This is a genomic window from Streptosporangium sandarakinum (assembly GCF_013409935.1).
Classification (GTDB): domain Bacteria; phylum Actinomycetota; class Actinomycetes; order Streptosporangiales; family Streptosporangiaceae; genus Streptosporangium; species Streptosporangium nondiastaticum.
In genome coordinates this window covers 3,939,359-3,958,178 of record NZ_JACCCO010000001.1, presented here as the reverse complement: position 1 = coordinate 3,958,178, position 18,820 = coordinate 3,939,359, and the positions used below count along the sequence as shown (strand labels likewise).

The following is an 18,820-nucleotide window of genomic DNA, read 5'->3' as shown; positions in this document are numbered from 1 at the left end:
CTCAGCGCTCCACGAGCGTGACCTCCAGCGCGTAGTGGGAGGCCCGGTAGACGTGCGAGCCGTGCTCCACGGCCCGGCCCTGGTCGTCGTAGGTCGTGCGGACCATCGTCAGCAGCGGGCAGCCGCGGCGCTCCTCCAGCAGACGGGCTTCGGCCGGGGTGGCGGTACGGGCGCCGATCCGCTGGTTGGCGACCCTCATCCGGACACCGGTCGAGCGCAGCAGCTCGTAGAGCCCCCGCGCCTGGAGCGCCTCGGCGGTCAGGGACGCCGCACCGGCCGGCAGCCAGTTGTGCAGCAGGGCGAGCGGTTCCCCCGAGGCGTACCTGATCCGCTCCAGCCGGAGCACCGGGGTGCCCGGCGCGACACCGAGGACGCCGGCGACGTCCTCCTCCGCCGGGACCGTCTCGATCGACAGCACCCGGGTCTCCGGCTGCTGACCGGCCCGGCGGAGGTCGTCGTAGAGGCTGGTTAGCTCGACCGCCCGCTTCACCTGGCCGTGCACGACCTGGGTGCCGACGCCGCGCTTGCGGACCAGCAGCCCCTTGTCCACGAGGTACTGGATGGCCTGGCGGACGGTGGGGCGCGACAGTCCCAGCTGGTCGGCGAGCTGCACCTCGTTGTCGAGCCGGGTGCCCGACGGCAGTTCACCGTTCTGGATGGCCTCCGCGATCCGTTCGGCCATCTGGAAGTAGAGCGGAACGGGGCTCGATCGATCGAGGTCGATGTCCAATTTCGTCACAGTCACAGGAAAACGGTAACTGACATCAGAATGTCCTGACCAATGGTCAAATGGCTCGACCTCGCCCGGTCACGGAAGTGTTCCGGATGCCGCAGCTAAGTAAGTATGTCTTGACAAATTATTCACATGACGTTCATCGTTGAGCAACCGCGGCGCCGGATCGGGGGCTCTGGGCGGCGCCCACCACCCCGAGAGGCAAGAGGAGTGACGCCACTTGAGGCGTACCCGGAAGATCGTGCCCATGGCACTGCTGGCGCTGGCCGTCGCGGCCTGCGCCCCCTCCACCGCCACCGACGCCCCGTCGTCGGCGGCGACGGCCGCCCAGCCGCTTCCCGCGGCCTCGATGGACGCGACCCTCGACCTGGACGCCCTGGTCGCCGCCGCCAAGAAGGAAGGCAGCCTGCTGGTCTACGACTCCAGCGGTGACATCGAGGAGGTCGCCAAGGCGTTCACCGCGAAATACGGCATCGCCATGGAGGGGGTCAAGTCCGACACCCCGCAGACCGCCGAGAAGATGATCAGAGAGCACGCCGCGGACAACGTCACGATCGACGCGGCGATGTACGAGGACGGCGGGGTCCTGGTGGGCCAGCTGATCCCGCAGGGCGTGGCGCGGACCTGGGTGCCCGCCGACCTGAAGGACCAGATCCCGGCCGAGAGCCGGAATCCGCTGCTCGCCCTTTCCAAGGCGACGGTCTTCGCCTACAACCCCAAGCTCTCGCCCGGCGGGTGCCCGGTGAAGAACGTGTGGGACCTGACCGAGCCGGAGTGGGCCGGCAAGCTGGTGATGCAGGACCCCCTGGGCAAGCCCACCGTGCTGTCGTTCTTCACCCAGTTGGACGCGCACGGCAACCAGGCCCTCCAGGAGGCGTACCAGGCGAAGTACGGCAAGCCCCTGGAGATCAAGGAGAAGAGTGCCGCCTACGAGTGGATCAAGCGGGTGGCGGGCAACCGGCCGGTGCTGACCGGCTCCGACGAGGACATCTCCGGAGCATTGGGCGCGCCCAACGCCACCGACAAGAAGATCGGCTTCATGTCGATCTCCAAGTTCCGCAACAACGAGGACAAGGGGTACGCCCAGAAGACGTGCGAGGGCATGGCGCCGTTCGTGGGCTTCAGCTATCCCAAGTTCGTCGGGATCGCCGCCAAGAGCAAGCACCCCAACGCGGCCAAGCTGTACGTCCACTTCATCATGACCGAGGAGGGCGTCAAGCACGAGATCGGCGAGGGCGGCGTCTCCGGCAACAGCACGGTCAAGCCGCTGGTCGTCCCACCCGGTCTGCCCGACTGGCAGGGACAGCTCTTCCACACCGACCCCGCCTCGCTCCTCGGCGACCTGCGCGGCCGTCAGACCGTCTCCGACTTCTGGCGGGTCAACCACGGCTGATCCGACGGCGGGCGGGCGGCGCACGCGCGAGGGGAGCACCCCGGTGGGGGTACTCCCCTCTTGCCTCTTGGCCCGGAACTCCTAAAGCTCCGGCAGGCCGCCACTCAGTTGATCAGTGGGTTCGGCGGCGGGGTGCCAGGACCTCGGTGGCCTTGGCGATGGCCTCAGGGCCGGGTTTGACGTAGCGCATGGCGGTGCGGGGGTTCTTGTGGCGGGTCTTGCCCATGATGAGCTGTAGCGGGACTTCGGCTTCGCCGAGGTGGGTGGCGGCGCTGTGGCGCAGCTGGTGCAGGTCGAGCCCGGCGTAGGTGTCGAGGAGGACGCGGGCGCGGTCGTAGCCGAGGCGGGCGCGGCCGGTGTGCGGGCAGATGTCGCCGGCGCCCGGGCGGCGGGCGGGGACCGGGCGGCGTTCGGACAGGAACACCGGCCCGTGGGTGCGGGTGCTGCCGTCGGGCAGCCGGAGCAGGCGGGGCAGCAGGTGGGAGGTGCCGCTGTCCCAGTACACCCACTCGATCGCGCCGCCCTTGGACCGGACAGGGGCGCGACGGTGCTCCAGGTCCAAGTCCTCGACGTTGAGCGCCAGGATCTCCGTGGCCCGTGCCGCGGTCTCGTAGAGCATCCGCCACAGGGTCTTCTCGCGCAGCGGGATGTCGCGGCGGGACAGCAGCCGGTGGATGGTGGTCTTGGCGACCGCGCGGGTCTCATCCGCGCTTTCCTTGCGGCGTTCGGCGTCGGCCGGGACCGAAGGCGCTGCCCAGTGCTTCTTGGTCTGGCACCAGATCAGCCAGGAGGTGACGGCGGCGCGGTTGCGGTTCCAGGTCGCCGGCGCGCATCGGCCCCACAGCTCGGTGAGCGCGGCGCCGATCTCGGCGTCGGCGACCTCGGCGAGCGGCCGGTCTCGGCCGAGCAGCGCGATGACGCGGTCGATGGCCGAGGCGTAGGCGCGGTGGGTGTTGGGGTTGGCCGTGCGCGGCGTGGCGAGAAAGGCGTCGGCGGCCGCGGCGAGCGTGATGTGCCCGCCGCGAAGGGCGGCGACTTTCGGCACGGCGTTCATGCCGGTCGCCGGGCGGCGGTCGTTGCACCGGTCCGGGTGATGTACCAGATAACGTGCCGGAGTCGCGCATCGCCCCGTCGGAGGGTTCTCCTGGTCGCCGCGCCGCCATGATCGCTCATGTACGTGATAATAGATCATTATCACGTACATGAGCGCGTAGCGACTCATGGGGCGCCAGTGTGTGAAGTTGACGATGGCGACCAAATCCCTTTAACTCAATAACTATGGATATAGATAAAGATGGTTCGCCGTCGCCGATCGAGTTCCGGCTCGATCCCGGCTCGGGGGTGCCGACCTATCTCCAGCTGGTCCAGCAGGTGGAGCAGGCGCTGCGGCTGGGGTATCTACGGCAGGGTGATCAGCTGCCGAGGGTCAAGGACATCGTCGCCGGGCTGGCCATCAACCCGAACACGGTGCTGAAGGCCTACCGAGAGCTGGAGCACCGTGGCTTGGTGGTCGGGCGGCGCGGCGTCGGCACCTTCGTCGAGGGCACGCTGGGCAAGGTGGGGTTGCGCGAGCAGGCCGCTCTGCAGAAGAGCATGCTGGCCTGGATGCGTACGGCGAGCAAAGCCGGACTGGATGAGGACGGCATGGCCGCGCTGTTCACGGCCGCGTTGCACGACTTGCGCCAGAGTCGTGACGTCCTGGTTGACGAGGAAGACGGCGGCGGCCGAGCTGGGGTGGTCGCGTGAGCATGGGCATCGCGATCGAGACGTCCGGGCTTGGCAAGCGCTATGGGCGGACCTGGGCGTTGCGGGACTGCTCGCTGGCGATCCCCGCCGGGCATGTGGTCGGGCTGGTCGGCCCGAACGGCGCGGGCAAGACCACGTTGCTGAGTCTCGCCGTCGGCCTGGCCACGCCCACGGCCGGCGAGGTGCGGGTGCTGGGTGGCCTGCCGGCGGGATCGCCGGCCGCGCTGGACGGGGTCGCCTTCATGGCCCAGGACGCCGCTCTCTACCGCAATCTGTCCGTCGCCGACATGCTGCGGGTGGGGCGCAACCTGAACCGGCGGTGGGACACCGCACGCGCTCAGGGCCGGCTGGCGGAGCTGGGAATCCGGCTGGACAAGAAGGTCGGTGCGTTGTCGGGCGGTCAGCGGTCTCAGGTCGCGCTCACGCTCGCTCTCGCCAAACGTCCGAAGCTGCTGATCCTGGACGAGCCGCTGGCCGCCCTCGATCCGGTGGCCCGGCATGACTTCATGGCGGCCCTGATGGCTGCGGTGGCCGAGGAGGACGTCTCTGTGGTGTTCTCCTCCCATGTCGTCGCCGAGTTGGAGCGCGTCTGCGACTACCTCGTCGTCGTCCAGGGCGGGCAGGTGCAGGTCGCCGGCGAAGTCGAGGACCTGACGGCCGGGCATCACGTCCTGACCGGCCCGGCCGAGCAGGTCGATGCCATTGCCCAGCGCTTCCCGGTGGTCCGGGACCGGCGCGCTTCCGCGCAGGCGCACCTGCTGATCCGCACCGGTGACCTCTCCGCCGCGCCGCCGGGCTGGCAACGGCACCCGGTCGGCCTGGAGGAATTGGTGCTGGCCTACATGCGGGAGCCCTCGGCCTCGATGCTCCCTGGCCCGGCACGAGCCCGTAGCGAACAGGTGGCATGCTGATGACGACCTGTTCACCGCCCAGCCCCCATGGCGGCTCACTGCCCCGGCTCGGCCTGGCCTGGATCACCTGGCGCCAGCACCGGTTCGCCTTCTACGGCCTGCTGGGAATGCTGGCCGGTTTCGCCATCCTGATGGTGGTCGAGGGCCTGCGGGCCCGTTCGACCTACGACCAGCTCGGGCTGGCGCGGTGCGCTTCCTTTTCCAGCGGCACCTGCAAGCAACTCGCCCAGGAGCTGTTCAGCTCCTATTCGCCGAGCTGGCCGTTGATGTTCCTGCTGCTGCTTCCCGGGGCGTTCGGCGCCTTCATCGGGGGGCCGCTGATCGCGCGTGAGCTGGAGATGGGCACCTACCGGTTCGCCTGGACCCAGGGGGCCGGGCGTACCCGCTGGCTGTTGACCAAGCTGTTGTTGATCGCCGTCGTGCTGGTCGTGGTGACGGCGGCCTACGGCGTCCTGTACACCTGGTACAACGCTCCTTTGGACCACGTCATGTCCATGGCCTTCGGCAACTACCTCGGCTTCGAGTTCCAGGGCATCGCCTTCCCGGTCCAGACGCTGTTGGCCTTCACGGCCGCGGTGTTCGCGGGCCTGCTGATCCGCCGCACCATGATCACGGTCGGCACGGTCTTCCTCGCCTCGTTCGGCCTCGTCGCGGCAACCGTCTTCCAACTTCGTCAGCACTACATGACACCTCTGGTCACAGCGGGCCAGATCGGCCCGCGTGACTGGGCGGTCGCCACGGCGTACGTGGACCCCGCCGGTCACCTGCTCAGCGACGCTCAGAGCCAAAGCCTGCACTCGAAATGGGCGCTGCTCTCGTCGTCCGGCGACGGGCTTCCCGCAGTCACCTTCGGCAACTGGCTCCGGGCCCAGCACTACACCGTCGTCACGAGCTACCATCCCGCCGGCCGGTTCTGGCCGTTCCAGTTCATCGAGGCCGGCTGGATGGGCCTGCTCATCCTGCTGCTGGGCATCGCCACCGTCTGGCTGCTGCGCCGCCGGATCGGCTGACTCGACGCCGCGCCGCCGCATGGGCCGGCTTGGCGCGCGCTCTCCCGCACTCGTTCAGTGGCACCGGCCTGCCCCGGTGCCACCGACGACGCACGCCCCCATCCTTCCGGGAACAGTGCTAAGGAACCTGATGAAACCAGGAAACACCGATATGGCCCGGCCGCTCGGCCGCGTTCTGACGGGCCGGCGCGGCCGGCTGCCGCGGTTGGCCGCCATCCTGCTGGGCTTCACCACCGCGACGGCGTGCGCCGCTTCGCCGGCCCAGATAGTGGCAGCGGCACATGCCGCTCCTTCCACGGTCTCGTACTCCTCCGGGACCGCGGTACTGCCTCGCCCGACCGGCCCGCACGCGGTCGGTCGCACGACCCTGCACCTCCTCGACGCCCGCCGTCCAGATCCCTGGGTGCCGTCGGCGGGTCCGCGGCAGCTGATGGTGTCGATGTACTACCCCGCCCGGTCCAAGACCGGTGGACCGGCACCGTACATGACCACCGAGGAGGCCCGGCTGTTCCTGCAGGCAAAGGCGCCCGACGCCAACATCCCGCCCGACAAGCTCAGCAGCGCCCGCACATGGGCGCACACCGACGCACACCCCACGCGCGGCAGGTTCCCGCTGGTGGTGCTCTCACCCGGCCTCGCGTTCCCGCGTGCCACCCTCACCGGCCTCGCAGAGGACCTGGCCGGCCGCGGGTACGTCGTCGCACTGGTCGACCACACCTACGAGACCTCAGGCACGACCTTCCCTGACGGACGCACCCTCGCCTGCGTCATCTGCGACAAGCCCCCGGCGGGCGGGCCCGCGGCCATCGCCGCGAGCCGGGCCAAGGACATCTCCTTCGTGATCGACCAACTGACCACTCACCATCCGGTCTGGCAGTACGCCCGTATGATCGACCCCAAGCGCATCGGTATGGCCGGGCACTCCATCGGAGGAAACGCCGCCGCCACGACCATGGCCACCGACCACCGGGTACGGGCCGGGGTGAACATGGACGGCACCTTCTACACACCGGTCCCCGCCACCGGCCTGGACCACCGCCCCTTCCTGCTGTTCGGCGCCCAGCACGAGAGCCCGGGCATGGACCCCACCTGGGAGCAGGCATGGACGAGCCTGAACGGCTGGAAGCGCTGGCTGACCGTCACCGGCTCCGACCACGGCACGTTCACCGACATGCCCATCCTCTCCGCATGGGCGGGCAAACCCGGCCCAGGGCTCTCCCCCCAGCGTGCGGAACAGATCACCCGCACCTATGTCGGCGCCTTTTTCGATCTGCACCTCAAAGGCATCCCACAACCCCTGCTCACCGGACCATCACCGGCCAATCCGGAGATCAACTTCCACAACCCCTGATCCCCACCAGCATGGCGAGGAGGTGCCGTATCGGGGTGATCGCGACAGCATCCCCCGCTTCCTCCGCGACCGTAGAACTACCTGAAGTTCTGCTGCCGACCGCCGGTTGCCGGCGGCGAGTTCGCCCGGTCGAGGCGGACAGGCCGGGGAAAGGGCGCAGCGCCGAAACCGACGCCGGCGTGGGTGGAGGCTTGGCGGCCAGCCACCGCGCCAGCCGCTCCTCATCGTCCTCGGTCGCCGGGCGGGTGCCGAATCGCTTGCGGATCTGCGCCCGGTGACGCTCGATGGTCCGGCTCCGCCAGGAGTACTTCGCCAGTGACTCCGGCTCGACCTCCACCAGCGACGCCACGTACTCCACCGCAGCCGCCGGTATCTCCTCCGGATAGTCGGGAAACCGCCCCTCGACCTCATAGAACTTCGAGATCAAGGCGAAACCGAGCCTGCCGGCCCCCACCTTTTCCCCGACCAGGCCCCAATCACCCTCGACCAGCGTCCACGCGCTGATCAGCTCATCCTGTTCCAGTCGGTACGCGCCTCGGAGTTTCTCCCCAGGCCGGCGCTATCAGCGGCCCGATCACCATTGAGGAGTTCGGGGGGTCACCGGAAGGTATGCACTACCTGAGATAACTACGTGTTGAAACCGGTAGCTAACTCTTCGCATATATCCTCATCGACCCTCAGGACTGGCTGGGTGGCGGCTCGCCGTAGCTTCAGGAGGTCCAGGCCCTCTTGGCGTCCGGCCCTGACCTCCCGGCGGATCCCCGGCGCCCGGCCCGGGTCTCCGGAGCCCGGTCCCGGCTCCCGGCGCCCGCCCGGAGCCGGGGCGGGCACGCGACGGCCCCCGGTGCCGGGCACCGGGGGCCGTCCGTCATTCAGGTCACTCAGTCACGCGGGTCCCAGCCGTCGGTGTCCACGTCCAGGTCGAGCGGTTCGGCGATGTCCTCCCAGGGGGTGAACTTGAAGTTCGTGATCTCCCGGCCCGGCTCGGCCGGCGTGTTCTCACCGTCGTGCGCGACGAACAGTCCCTCGTCGAAGTCCCCCAGCGGGACGTTCAGCACGGTCGAGCCGTCGCTGTGCTCGACGCCGTCGACGCCGTTGTGGTCACCGACCCGGAACTGCCCCAGGTAGGCGTTCGTCCCCTCCCTGCGGTAGGCGGCGAAGGTGCTGTCGCCCTGGCTGGAGGCCAGCAGGTAGCCCTTGCCGTCCTCCCGGTAGTAGATCGTGAGTCCCTCGGCGTCCGCGGTCAGGTGCCGGCCGCCGTAGCCCGGGTCCGCGCCGGGGGTGCACTCATCCGTCGCCGGGTCGTAGGTGCCCGGCACGCCGTACTCCCGGACCTTGTCCACCAGTGTGGGGGTTCCGGTGAGGTCCGCCCGGATCCGCCAGATGCCGACGTCCTCCTGGGCCGCGTAGAGGACGTCCTTCTCCTGGTCCACGACCATGCCCTCGACCTGCGGCTGCACACCGGGCTCCAGGCAGGGCGTCCACGTCCGGCCGTTCGGCAGGGTGAACGACGTGGGGAGGTCCAGCGTCCTGACGAGCTGGTATCCGATCTTGCCGCCCGGCTTGGAGAGGAGCTTGACCAGGCCGACCGAGGTCTTGTGGCGGCGGCTGACCAGCGCGTAGGTGCCGGTCGAGTCCTTCCAGGTGGCCAGGCCGTAGGCGGTCTCGGCGTCGTTGACCTGCTGCTGGGTGGCGTTGAACACGAACGGCGCGGCGGGGTCGGTCACGTCGATGAGCCGGCCGTCCGAGATGGCGTAGATCCGGAGCTTGTCCTGGCCGCGGTCGGAGACGACGGCCAGGTCCCGCCTGCCGAAGTCGTAGGTGACGTCGACGTTGTTGAACCGCCCGGCCTCGTCGTCGGGTCCCGGGGCCGCGGGGGCGGGAATGTGCTGCAGCTGCCGCCCGCCGAGGTCGTAGACGAAGAGTCCGGCCTTCTTGGCGGTGGCGATCACCACGCTCTCGTCGTCGTCTGAGGGGTTGACCCAGATCGCGGGGTCGTCACCGTTGGCGTCGCCGCCGGCCTCGTCGTCGTACAGGGCGGGGGTCTCCACCTTCGGAGCCACCGACGGGACGGCCAGGCCGGACGCGGGCACCGCCAGCCCTCCCGCCAGCGAACAGGTGAGGGCCGCCAGAAGAAGTCGGGACAGGGGACGCATTGCGCCTCCTCGATTGGGGGGAAGTTCTTGCCCCACGAACGTAACGACAGATTTACTTCAAATCAATAGGACGTACATATGTCAGGACATAATGACGCAAGCTGATTCCCGGCGAACAGGGCGACGGAGTGGGCATGACGGTCGCCGGAACGCCACCGGCCCGCCCGCGGAAGCCGGGCGGGCCGGTGGCCCCGCGGGTCACGCCTTCGTGATCACCGGCCGGTAGTGGCGCATCTCCTCGATGTCCGACACGTAGGGCCGGATCTCGGTGAAGAACTCCCCGAAGAACTCGCTCCGGCGGAAGCCCTGCATGTGGTCCTCCTCCGAGGTCCAGACGATGCGCAGGATGTAGGCGTCCGCCGCCTCGGTGCACTTCGACAGCTCGTAGTCCAGGCACCAGGGCGACTTGCCCAGCGGCACGACCGCCCGCTGGTAGGCCGCCTCGAACTCCCCGGGGTCGGGGACGCGGTAGCGGATGTACTCGACGATCATGTTCAACCTCCGGTGGGATGCGGAGCGGCCTCGGCGACCCGGTGGGAGATCCGCGTGTCCGGGTCGTACGGCCCGGCGGGGCGCGAGCGTGGAGTACAGCGGCCGGCGCGCCCGGCACCTCGTCGTCAACGGACGTGCGACCGACCCCGTCACCCTAACGAACAGATCGTCCCCGCGCCCGGGGAACCGGCCGTGACCCGGGATGGCCGGTCAGGCCGGGTCACGGTCGCGGGCGCGGGTGACGGCCCGCCGGGTGAGCACCCGTGCCAGGTGGGCCCGGTACTCGCCCGAGGCGACGTCGTCGGACTCGAAGACGCCGTCGAGCCGGGGCTCGGCGCCGTTGCCCGGGGCGGCCGCCGCGGCGTCCTCCAGCGCGGGGACCCGGCGGGCCGGTCCCGGCCCGCCGCAGACGGCCACCCGGCAGGCGCCGACCGCGCCGCCGGGGCGGAAGGTCACGCCGACCGCCACGCCGCAGAGCGAGGAGAGCGCCGCGGGTTCGGCCAGCCTCTCGTAGGCGCCCTGGGCCGTCGTCGCGGGGATCTCCACGGCGACGATCACCTCGTCGCCCGCGGGTCCCTCACCGGCGAGGAGCCGCTCGACGGAGACGCGGCGGGACCGCGCGCCGCCGCTGCGCAGGTGCAGCCCGGCCTCCAGGGCGATGAGCGCCGCGGCCACGTCGGCCCCGGCGACCACCGCGCCGCCCACCGTCGCCCGGTTCCTGACCTGGGCGTCCGGCATGGCCGCCGCCGCGTCCGCCAGCAGTCCCCCGGCGTGGGAGCCGCGCACCAGCGGATCGGCGACCAGGTCGGCGATCGTGGTCGTGGAGCCGATCTCCAGCCCGCCGTCCGGGCCGCGGCGCACGCCCCGCAGCTCGTCCAGCCGTCCGAGGTCGACCAGCAGCGGGATCCGCCGGGCCCGCCGCTTCATGTCGAGGATCAGCCGGTGCCCGCCGCCCATGGGGCGGGCGCCGGGGGTGGCGCGCAGGGCCTCCAGCGCCTCGTCGAGGGTGGCCGGTGCCGTGTAGTCCAGCAACTCCATGATCAACCCTTGGCCTCTCGGATGGCCCGCCAGATCTTCTCGGGGGTGTACGGCATGTCGAGGTGCCGGACGCCCGCCTCGCGCAGCGCGTCGCACACGGCGTTGGCCACGGCCGCGGTCACCGGCACCGTCGCGATCTCGCCGGCGCCCTTGACGCCGAGCGGGTTGTGCGGCGACGGCGTCTCCGTGGTGTCCATCACGAACCGCGGGATGTCGTGGGCGCGGGGCATGGCGTAGGTGGTCAGGTCGGCGGTGAGCAGGGCGCCCGTCTCGTCGTAGCGGGCCCGCTCCATCAGGGCCTGGCCGAGGCCGTGCGCGATGCTGCCCTCGAACTGGCCGTTCACCACCAGCGGGTTGCCGACGGGGCCGACGTCGTGGACGGCGACGTAGCGGACGATCTCCAGTTCGCCGGTGGTCTCGTCGATCTCGACGACGGCCAGGTGCGAGCCGTACGGGTAGTTGAAGTCGGGCGGGTCGAAGAAGGTCGTGACGTCGAGGGTGGGCTCCATGCCGGGGGGCAGGCTCCAGCCGTACCACAGCGCCATGGCCATGTCCTGGAAGGTCTTCGACGCCCCTTCCCTACCCGGTACGGAGAACGTCCCGTCGGCGTACTCGACCTGGTCCTCGGGCACGCCGAGGAAGTGGGCGGCGGCCGTCCTCATCTTGGCGATGACCTGCCGGGCCGCCAGGGCGAGGGCGGGTCCGCCGACGCTGTAGGAGCGGCTGCCGTAGGTGCCCTGGCCGTAGGGGGCCTTCTGGGTGTCGGCCTGGAAGATCGTGACGGCGGACGGGTCGATGCCGAGCTCGGAGGCGACGATCTGCGCGAAGGTCGTCGTGTGGCTCTGCCCGGTGGAGGTGGACCCGATGGTGGCCGCGACCTCGCCGTTGGGGTGGACGCGGACGTTGGCGCTCTCCCAGGTGCCGCCGAGCATGCCCTCGGCCTGCATCCGGGTGGAGGGGCCCACCCCGCAGATCGCCACGAACGAGCCGATGCCGACCCCGAGCAGCTTGCCGCGCTCGCGCGCCTCGCGCCGGAGGACCTCCAGCTTGGAGTAGTCGGCGAGCTCCAGGGCGCGGCGCAGCGCGGCGGCGTAGTCGCCGGAGTCGTAGGTCCAGCCCAGGCCGTTCTCGTAGGGGAACCGGTCCGGTGGGACCATGTTGCGCAGCCGGACCTCGGCGGGGTCGGCGCCGATCTCCTTGGCGTACAGGTCGAGGACCCGTTCGGTGATCGTGGTCGCCTCGGCGCGGCCCGAGCCGCGCTGCGCGCCCAGCGGGACCGTGTTGGTGAAGACCGCGTGGACCTCGCAGAAGGCGTTCGGGATGGCGTAGGGGCCGGTGACGCTCCGGCCCATCAGCGCGGTGGCGACGCCGGGGCCGATGGTGGAGGGGTAGGCCCCGAGGTTGGCGTAGCTGGTGCAGCGCAGCGCCGTGATCCGGCCGTCGCGGGTCCCGGCGAGGGTGACGTGCTGGAGGTGGTCGCGGCCCTGCACGGTGGAGCGCATCAGGCCCTCGCGGGTGTCGGCCCACCGCACCGGCCGGCCCAGCGTGCGGGCGAGGAGGAGCACCAGGGGCATGTCGGGGTAGAGGTAGCCCTTGGTGCCGAAGCTGCCGCCGATGGGCGGGGCGATGACGCGGAGCTTGTTGAACGGGATGCCGAGGACCAGCGCGGACAGCAGGAAGCGGTGGTTGTGCGGCGACTGGGTGGTGGCGTAGAGGGTGTACTCGTCCTTGACCGGGTCGTAGTCGCCGATGGCGGCCCGGGGCTCCATCGGGTTGTTGATCGTCCGCTGGTTGTACAGGTCGAGCTCGACGACGACCTCTGCCTCGGCGATGGCCGCGTCGGTGCGCTCGGCGTCGCCGCAGGTCCACAGGGCATTGAGGTTGCCGGGTACGGCCTCGTGGAGCTGCGGGGCGCCCTCGGCGAGCGCCTGCCGCGGCGTGGTGACCGCCGCCAGGGGCGTGTAGGCGACGGCGACCTTCCGAGCCGCGGCCCTGGCCTGCTCGGCGGTCTCGGCGACCACGGCGGCGACGGGCTCGCCGATGAACCGCACCACGCCCTCGGCGAGGACGGGGCCGGCGCCGGGCACGCCGTACGGGTGGGGCGGGAAGTGGCTCTCCACCCCGCCGGGGATCCAGATGCACGGCATCGGCATGAGCTTGCCGGCGAGGTCCTCACTGGTCACGACGGTGACCACGCCGGGCATCCGGCGGGCCTCGGCGGTGTCGATCCCGTCGATCCGCGCGTGGCCGTGCTCGCTGCGCACGAACTCCATGTGCAGCATGCCGGGGAGGCGGAGGTCGGAGGTGAACGTCGTGTCGCCCCGGAGCATCGCGGGGACGTCGCGGTCCTTGAGGCCCGCGCCGAACGTCTCGGTGGTCATGACTTGTCCTTCACCGCCTTCTGCACGGCGCGCACGACGGCGCCGTACCCGGTGCACCTGCACAGGTTCCCCGCGATCCCGGCGCGGATCGCCTGCTCGTCCGGTGCGGAGTCGTGTTCCAGGAGGTCGGTCAGGGACATGACCATCCCGGGGACGCAGAAACCGCACTGCGCTCCGTGCTCCTCCCACAGGGCCTCCTGCAGGGGGGTCAGCTCCCCGTCGCCGGAGAGGCCCTCGACCGTGGTGACCTCGGCCCCGTCGGCCTGTACGGCCAGCATCTGGCAGCTCTTGACCGAGCGGTCGCCGAGCCGTACCACGCAGGTGCCGCACTGGCCGGTGTCGCAGCCGACCTTCGCGCCGGTCAGATCGCAGGTGTCGCGGAGCAGGTCCACGAGGAGGACGTTCGGCGGGACGTCCTGCTCGACGCGGTCTCCGTTCACCGTCAGGGTGATCCGCATGGTCGTCACTGCGCCGTGGCCAGGCGCTTGGCGAAGGCGTCCGCCAGCGCCGACGACGAGTAGGGGTTCTGCCCCGTGATGAGGTTGCGGTCCTCGACGACGTGGGAGTCCCAGATCGCCTCCGCCTTCTCGTAGCGGGCGCCGAGCCGTTCCAGCTCCATCTGCAGGACGAAGGGGAGCTGGCCCGCCATGTCCGTGACCATCTCCTCGTCGTGGGAGAAGGCGGTCATCCGGTAGCCCTCCAGCGGCCAGCGGCCACTGGAGTCGCGCAGCGGCAGCAGCGCCGACTGGCCGTGGCACACGACGGCCAGGGGCAGGTCGAGTTCGAGGATCCAGCGGACCACGCGGGCCAGGTCGGAGCTGTGCGGCATGTCCTCCATGGCGCCGTGCCCGCCGGAGATGTAGACGCCCGCGTATCCGGCGAGCCGTTCGCGGGTGATGCCGGCGACGTCCGTCGGCGCCTTCAGCGCCGGCAGGGAGCCGATCACCTGTTTGTAGTGCTCGACGTTCTCCTCGTCGTGGTCGGGTGAGCCCTGGGGCCTGGTGAGGCCCACCACGTACGGGGTGAGGCTGCCCTCGTCCGGGGTGGGCGCCTCACCGCCCACCGTGGCGATGTCGACGTTGTGGCCCTCGGCGACGAGGCGCTCGTACGGTACGACGAACTCCTCGGCCCAGAACCCGGAAGCGTGCTGCCTGCCGTCCAGCAGGCCGAGGGTCTTCGCCTTGGTCATCAGAATGAGGACGTCGGCCATCTCGGTCACTCCTTCTCTTTCCGGGCATTTCAAGCACACGATGGCGGCAGTTCCGAAAGGCGGCAATGGCGGGACGGAGCGGCGGGCGCACTTGATTAGCTAGAACGCCGGACTTCATGACCTCGGCAAAATACTGCCGGGAATGGCGTGGACAGGTGTGGTCCCGGAGGGATGGCCCATCGACAATCGTCCCCATGAAGTTTCCACTCCCCCAATGGTTCACCGAGCGGGTGGACCCCGTCCCCGACCACGAAGAGCTGCGGGTTTCCACGATCGAGCTCTTCTTCGACCTGGTCTTCGTCTTCACGGCCACCCAGCTCACGGTCCTGCTGGCCGCCGACTTCGGCAGCCTGCCCCAGGTGCTGCTGATGTTCGGCGTCATCTGGTGGATGTTCGCCAGCTACGCCTGGGTGACCAACGCCGTCCCCCCGCTGCGGGTGGCCCGCCGGTTCTTCATGCTGCTGGCGATGGCCGGCTGGCTGATCATCGCGCTGGCCGTGCCCGGGGCCTTCGCCGAGAAGGGCACCGGCTTCGCGATCGGGCTGTTCGTGATCGTCGTCGTGCACGGCCTGATGTACCTGCAGTCGACCTGGCGCTTCCTGCGGATGTTCACCACGAACCTGACCGGCGCCGTGCTGATCCTGCTCGCGGCGCAGGCCGACGGCGGGCTGAAGTACGCCCTGTGGGCGGCCGCCCTGCTCGTGATGTGGATCTCGCCGTACCTGACCGGTCAGGAGGGGTTCCCGCTGCACCCCGGCCACGTGGCCGAGCGGCACGGCCTGGTGGTCATCATCGCGCTGGGCGAGTCCGTCGTCGCCATCGCGGTCGGCATCGGCAACGGGCACGGCCCGCTGGACGCGCCGACGATCGGGACCGCGCTGATCGGGCTGGCGCTCAGCGCCAGCCTGTGGTGGGCGTACTTCCACGCCGACCTGGAACGGGCGGAGCAGGCGCTGGTCGTGGTGACCGAACAGGTACGGCGCACCCGCCTGGTGCTGTTCGGCTTCTTCTACGCCCACATGCCGATCCTGCTGGGCATCATCGCGGTGTCGGCCGGGGTGAAGAAGGCGGTCGCGCACCCCGGCGACCCGCTGTCCATCGGCGCGCGGCTCGCCCTGGCCGGCGGGGTGGCCGCCTTCCTGCTCGGGTCGGCGGCGTTCCGGGCGATCCTGGGGCTGCCGGGCGGGCGGGCGCGGGCGCTGACCGGGCTCCTGGCGCTGGTCACGATCCCGGTCGGCGGGGTGTCCGCGGTGCTCCAGCTGGGCCTCGTCGCGGTGCTCCTGGCGGTCGCGCTCGCCGTGGAGGAGCGGGCCGACCGCCTGCAACCTGTGTGAATGTGGCGGCAAACTTCCAGAAGTATCCCCCTATTTCTAGACAACCTCCCCTAAACCGCGTTTCCGTGAGGAAGCACGGCCGATGTGAAGAACGGCCATCTCGAAGCGCCGCCGGTTCCGGTGTCAACCGGCGTGAAGCGCGGTACCCACTGACAGGTAGGGGAGAGAAATGTCTGCTACGCAACTTCCGGCGCTGCTCGACAAGCAGATCGGACAGCTCAAGGCGCACGACCTCGACGCGATGATGAACAATTACCACGAGGACGCCGTGGTGATGCGGCCCGGCGCCGTCGCCCGGGGCCGCGAGGAGATCAGGGACTTCTTCGCCGAATACCTGAAGATGAACCCGCAGATCGAGGACATCATGACCGCCGACGGCACCGAGGACATCATCCTCTACTACGCGACGATCAGGATCGGCGACCAGGCCCACAAGGACGTGGGCACCTGGGTGCTCAGGGACGGCCTGATCTGGCGGCAGACCGCCGTCCTCGTCTCCGAGGACTAGAGCAGCAGGCACCCCACTCCGCTCTCCGGGCGGGACCGTACCACCGGCCCCGCCTGGTGAGCCCTGCCCGGAAGTCCACCGACACGCGGAGTCCACCGTGACCAAGAAGATCCTGATCATCCTTTCCGAGTACGGCTACTGGGGCGAGGAACTCGTCGGACCACTCGGCGTTTTCGACGACCACGGGTACGAGACCGTGATGGCGACGCCCACCGGCGGGCGGCCCAGGGCACTGCCGCCCAGCATGGACCCCGGCTTCCTCGACCCGCCGCTCGGCCGGTCGGTCACCAGCGAGGACATGGCCCGCCGCGTCCGCGAGGTGGACGAGTCCGACCGCCTGGCCAAGCCGGTCGACATCTCCTCCTGGGTGCCCGAGCGCCCCTACCTCAGCTCGCCCGGCTACCTGCGCGAGCTGGAGGCCTACCACCGCGCCCTCACCGAGCTGCGGGCGACCGTCGCCGACTACGACGCCATCCTCATCGTCGGCGGCAGCGGCCCGATCGTGGACCTCGCCAACAACGAGCGGGTGCACGCCCTGATCCTGGCCTTCCTGGAGGCCGGCAAGCCCGTCGGCGCCGAGTGCTACGGCGTCGCCTGCCTCGCCTTCGCCCGCGACTGGGACGACCGCAAGAGCATCATCTGGGGCAAGCACGTCACCGGGCACTGCAAGGAGTACGACTACAAGGACGGCACCGGCTTCATCGGCGTCGACTTCAACATGGGGCCGCCGCCGTACCCGCTGGAGTACATCCTGCGCGACGCCACCGGCCCCGAGGGCCGCTACCACGGCAACGTCGGCCACCCCGTCTCGGTGATCGTGGACTACCCGTTCGTCACCGGCCGCTCCACCCCGGACTCCGTCACCACCGGCGAGAAGATGGTGGCGGTCCTGGAGCACGGCCTGCGGCGCTACGGCTGGTAACCCGTGGCCGCCACGCGCACCGGCACCTCAGCGCTCCTGGAGCAGCTCCGCGCCGACGGGATGACCACGATCTTCGGCAATCCCGGCACCGTCGAGCAGGGTCTCCTGGACGCGCTGAGCTCCGCCGGAGACTTCCGCTACGTCCTCGGCCTGGCCGAGGCCCCCGTCGTCGGCCTCGCGGACGGCTACGCCCGCGCGACCCGCAGGCCCACCCTGGTGCAGCTGCACTCGGGCGTCGGCCTCGGCAACGGCATCGGCATGATGTACCAGGCGATGCGCGGCCACGCCCCGCTCGTCGTGATCGCCGGTGAGGCGGGCGTGCGCTACGACGCCTTCGACGCCCAGATGGCCGCGGACCTGGTGGGCATGGCGCGGCCGGTGACCAAGTTCGCCACCCGCGTCGTCGATCCGGGGTCGGTGCTGCGGGTCCTCCGCCGGGCGATCAAGATCGCGGCCACTCCCCCGTGCGGCCCCGTCTTCGTCTCCCTGCCCCTCGACGTGCTGGACGCGCCCAACGACGAGCCCGCGCTGCCCACGGTGATCCCCGACACCCGCACGGTCCCCGTGCCCGAGCTGGTCGCGCGCGCCGCCGGCCTGCTGGCCGGGGCCGAACGGCCGATCATCGTGGCCGGCGACGGGGTGGCCGAGTCCGACGCCCAGTACGAGCTGGCCCGGGTGGCGGAGCTGCTGGGCGCCGAGGTCTGGCTGGCCGACAGCTCCGTGGTCAACATCGACGCCGGCCATCCCCTGCACCGGGGGGCGCTCGGGCACATGTTCGGCGAGGCGAGCGCGGCGGCCGTCCGGGAGGCGGACGCGGTCCTCATCGTCGGCACCTACGTCTTCCCCGAGGTCTTCCCCTCGATGCGCTCCCCGTTCGCGGCGGGCGCGCGGGTCGTGCACGTCGACCTGAACGCCTACGAGATCGGCAAGAACCACCCCGTGGACCTCGGCCTGGTCGCCGACCCGCGGGCCACGCTCACCGCCCTGGCCGCCGACCTGGAACGGCGGGGCGCGCCCGCGGCGCCCGCCCGCCCCCGCGCCCAGGCGGCCCCGGCCGGCGACAGCGTCTACGAGCTGTTCCTCGCCGAACTGGCCGCGCAGCAGCCCGACGCGGTCGTCTTCGACGAGGCGCTCACGTCGAGCCCCGCGCTGGTGCGGCACTTCCCGCCGCGCCGCCCCGGCCGGTACTTCCTCACCCGGGGCGGCTCGCTCGGGGTGGGCATCCCCGGCGCCATCGGCGTCAAGCTCGCGATGCCGGACGAGACGGTGATCGGCTTCACCGGCGACGGCGGCAGCATGTACACGATCCAGGCGCTGTGGACCGCGGCGCACCAGCGGATCGGCGCGAAGTTCGTGATCTGCAACAACGGCAGGTACGAGCTGCTCAACGAGAACATCTCCGTGTACTGGAGGGAGCGCGGCGTCGCGCCGCACCCCTTCCCCTCCTCCTTCGACCTGAGCGGCCTGCCCCTGGGGTTCACCGACCTCGCCCGCGGCATGGGCGTGCAGGCCGTACGGGTGGCCGAGCCCGAGGACGTGGGCCCCGCCGTCAAGCGCATGCTCGCCGACGACGAGCCGTTCCTGGTGGACGTCGCGGTGGACGTCCCCCTTCCGCCGAACGGAAAGGACTGAGCA

General features: G+C 70.4%; 18 protein-coding genes. 9 read left to right on the top strand and 9 right to left on the bottom strand.

What is annotated here, in order from left to right; all coding sequences use genetic code 11:
• Window position 1: 1 nt before the first annotated feature.
• The gene (locus HDA43_RS17895; protein ID WP_312873352.1) at window positions 2-745 is read right to left on the bottom strand and encodes a GntR family transcriptional regulator; all 744 of its coding nucleotides are present in this window, start codon (window positions 743-745) and stop codon (window positions 2-4) included.
• Between the two features lie 208 nt (window positions 746-953).
• On the opposite strand from HDA43_RS17895, the gene HDA43_RS17890 reads away from it, so the two are divergent.
• Window positions 954-2,126, top strand: coding sequence for an ABC transporter substrate-binding protein (locus tag HDA43_RS17890; RefSeq protein WP_179822237.1), 1,173 nt, complete (start codon window positions 954-956; stop codon window positions 2,124-2,126).
• A gap of 112 nt (window positions 2,127-2,238) precedes the next feature.
• Here HDA43_RS17890 and HDA43_RS17885 read toward each other — a convergent pair whose 3' ends face one another.
• Entirely contained in the window at window positions 2,239-3,180 is a 942-nt protein-coding gene (locus HDA43_RS17885; RefSeq protein ID WP_179822235.1) for a tyrosine-type recombinase/integrase, read from the bottom strand.
• Window positions 3,181-3,404: 224 nt separating this feature from the next.
• Between HDA43_RS17885 and HDA43_RS17880 the strand changes: the two genes are divergently transcribed.
• The 4 genes from HDA43_RS17880 to HDA43_RS17865 all read left to right on the top strand — a co-directional run bounded on the left by HDA43_RS17880 (window position 3,405) and on the right by HDA43_RS17865 (window position 7,144).
• Complete coding sequence (locus HDA43_RS17880; protein WP_179822233.1) at window positions 3,405-3,872, top strand: GntR family transcriptional regulator; 468 nt, start codon at window positions 3,405-3,407, stop codon at window positions 3,870-3,872.
• Window positions 3,873-3,874: 2 nt separating this feature from the next.
• Window positions 3,875-4,783, top strand: coding sequence for an ABC transporter ATP-binding protein (locus HDA43_RS17875; protein WP_179823397.1), 909 nt, complete (start codon window positions 3,875-3,877; stop codon window positions 4,781-4,783).
• Window positions 4,783-5,793, top strand: coding sequence for an ABC-2 membrane transporter-related protein (locus HDA43_RS17870; RefSeq protein ID WP_179822230.1), 1,011 nt, complete (start codon window positions 4,783-4,785; stop codon window positions 5,791-5,793). The genes HDA43_RS17875 and HDA43_RS17870 overlap by 1 nt, the downstream gene beginning before the upstream one ends.
• Before the next feature lie 130 nt (window positions 5,794-5,923).
• Window positions 5,924-7,144 carry an alpha/beta hydrolase family protein gene (locus tag HDA43_RS17865; protein ID WP_246424023.1) on the top strand — a complete coding sequence of 407 codons (1,221 nt, stop codon included), beginning with the start codon at window positions 5,924-5,926 and terminating at the stop codon, window positions 7,142-7,144.
• Here the strand turns inward: HDA43_RS17865 and HDA43_RS17860 are convergent.
• The 7 genes from HDA43_RS17860 to HDA43_RS17830 form a co-directional block, all read right to left on the bottom strand.
• On the bottom strand, window positions 7,125-7,652 hold the full coding sequence (locus HDA43_RS17860; RefSeq protein WP_281395393.1) for a DUF4158 domain-containing protein: 528 nt from the start codon (window positions 7,650-7,652) through the stop codon (window positions 7,125-7,127). The two genes, HDA43_RS17865 and HDA43_RS17860, sit on opposite strands and share 20 nt — an antisense overlap.
• A 373-nt stretch (window positions 7,653-8,025) precedes the next feature.
• Window positions 8,026-9,300: a phytase gene (locus HDA43_RS17855; protein ID WP_179822228.1), complete on the bottom strand. Its 1,275-nt coding sequence runs from the start codon at window positions 9,298-9,300 to the stop codon at window positions 8,026-8,028.
• A gap of 198 nt (window positions 9,301-9,498) precedes the next feature.
• Window positions 9,499-9,792 carry an antibiotic biosynthesis monooxygenase family protein gene (locus tag HDA43_RS17850; protein WP_179822226.1) on the bottom strand — a complete coding sequence of 98 codons (294 nt, stop codon included), beginning with the start codon at window positions 9,790-9,792 and terminating at the stop codon, window positions 9,499-9,501.
• Window positions 9,793-10,002: 210 nt separating this feature from the next.
• Entirely contained in the window at window positions 10,003-10,830 is an 828-nt protein-coding gene (locus HDA43_RS17845) for an FAD binding domain-containing protein (protein ID WP_179822224.1), read from the bottom strand.
• A 2-nt stretch (window positions 10,831-10,832) separates the two neighbouring features.
• Window positions 10,833-13,211, bottom strand: a complete 2,379-nt coding sequence (locus HDA43_RS17840) for a xanthine dehydrogenase family protein molybdopterin-binding subunit (RefSeq protein ID WP_179822222.1) — start codon at window positions 13,209-13,211, stop codon at window positions 10,833-10,835.
• Window positions 13,208-13,669: a (2Fe-2S)-binding protein gene (locus tag HDA43_RS17835; protein ID WP_179822219.1), complete on the bottom strand. Its 462-nt coding sequence runs from the start codon at window positions 13,667-13,669 to the stop codon at window positions 13,208-13,210. Before HDA43_RS17835 ends, HDA43_RS17840 begins: the two co-directional genes overlap by 4 nt.
• Before the next feature lie 5 nt (window positions 13,670-13,674).
• Window positions 13,675-14,421: a type 1 glutamine amidotransferase domain-containing protein gene (locus HDA43_RS17830; protein ID WP_179822217.1), complete on the bottom strand. Its 747-nt coding sequence runs from the start codon at window positions 14,419-14,421 to the stop codon at window positions 13,675-13,677.
• Between the two features lie 194 nt (window positions 14,422-14,615).
• On the opposite strand from HDA43_RS17830, the gene HDA43_RS17825 reads away from it, so the two are divergent.
• The 4 genes from HDA43_RS17825 (at window position 14,616) to HDA43_RS17810 (ending at window position 18,817) form a co-directional block, all read left to right on the top strand.
• Window positions 14,616-15,755 (top strand): low temperature requirement protein A, encoded by a 1,140-nt coding sequence (locus HDA43_RS17825; RefSeq protein ID WP_179822215.1) that lies wholly within the window; start codon window positions 14,616-14,618, stop codon window positions 15,753-15,755.
• 169 nt (window positions 15,756-15,924) lie between these two features.
• On the top strand, window positions 15,925-16,263 hold the full coding sequence (locus HDA43_RS17820) for a nuclear transport factor 2 family protein (protein ID WP_179822213.1): 339 nt from the start codon (window positions 15,925-15,927) through the stop codon (window positions 16,261-16,263).
• 97 nt (window positions 16,264-16,360) lie between these two features.
• The gene (locus tag HDA43_RS17815; protein WP_179822210.1) at window positions 16,361-17,185 is read left to right on the top strand and encodes a type 1 glutamine amidotransferase domain-containing protein; all 825 of its coding nucleotides are present in this window, start codon (window positions 16,361-16,363) and stop codon (window positions 17,183-17,185) included.
• A 3-nt stretch (window positions 17,186-17,188) separates the two neighbouring features.
• Entirely contained in the window at window positions 17,189-18,817 is a 1,629-nt protein-coding gene (locus HDA43_RS17810; protein ID WP_218911761.1) for a thiamine pyrophosphate-binding protein, read from the top strand.
• Window positions 18,818-18,820: the final 3 nt, after the last annotated feature.